Raw genomic sequence first — 606 nt, forward strand, 5'->3', positions numbered from 1 at the left:
CCTTGTGAGGAGTGGGCCTCATCGATCACGATCGCGAAGCGGCGACCTTGGTGCTCGGTGCCGATGTCGTCGAGAATGTAGGGGAACTTTTGCACCGTAGTGACGATGATCTTCCTGCCCGCCGTGATCGCCCGGCGCAGGTCACCGGAACGGTCCGCGTGCACCACGGTCGACCCGACCTGAAGGAAAGACTTGATGGTTTGGGATAGCTGATCGTCGAGGATGATCCGGTCTGTGACGACGATGATCGAGTCGAACGCTACGCGCTCGTGATACGCGGTCTCGGTCAACTGGTGCACGAGCCACGCGATCGAGTTGGACTTACCGCTACCTGCCGAGTGCTGGACGAGATACTTACGGCCCGCCCCGTTCTTCGTCACGTCGGCGAGCAGGCAGCGCACCGCGTCGATCTGATGGTAGCGGGGGAAGATCGCCTTCTTCGTCTTCTTGCCCGTGGTGGGGTTCTTCTCAGTGACGATCTGAGCGTAATTCTCGATGATCCCGGCCAGACTCTCGGGGGCCAGAATCCGCCGCCACAGGTAGTCTGTCATGACCCCGTCCGGGTTGGGAGGGTTGCCTGCACCATCGTTGTATCCCCGGTCAAAC

1 protein-coding gene is annotated in these 606 nt (G+C 60.9%); it reads right to left on the reverse strand.

All coding sequences use genetic code 11. The features are described 5' to 3' along the window. A partial coding sequence (locus ACTXPP_RS14165; RefSeq protein ID WP_443342765.1) for a DEAD/DEAH box helicase family protein occupies nucleotides 1–551 on the reverse strand: 551 nt, incomplete at its 3' end. Nucleotides 552–606 lie beyond the last annotated feature (55 nt).

It is taken from the genome of Candidatus Corynebacterium faecigallinarum, from assembly GCF_052264515.1.
Classification (GTDB): domain Bacteria; phylum Actinomycetota; class Actinomycetes; order Mycobacteriales; family Mycobacteriaceae; genus Corynebacterium; species Corynebacterium faecigallinarum.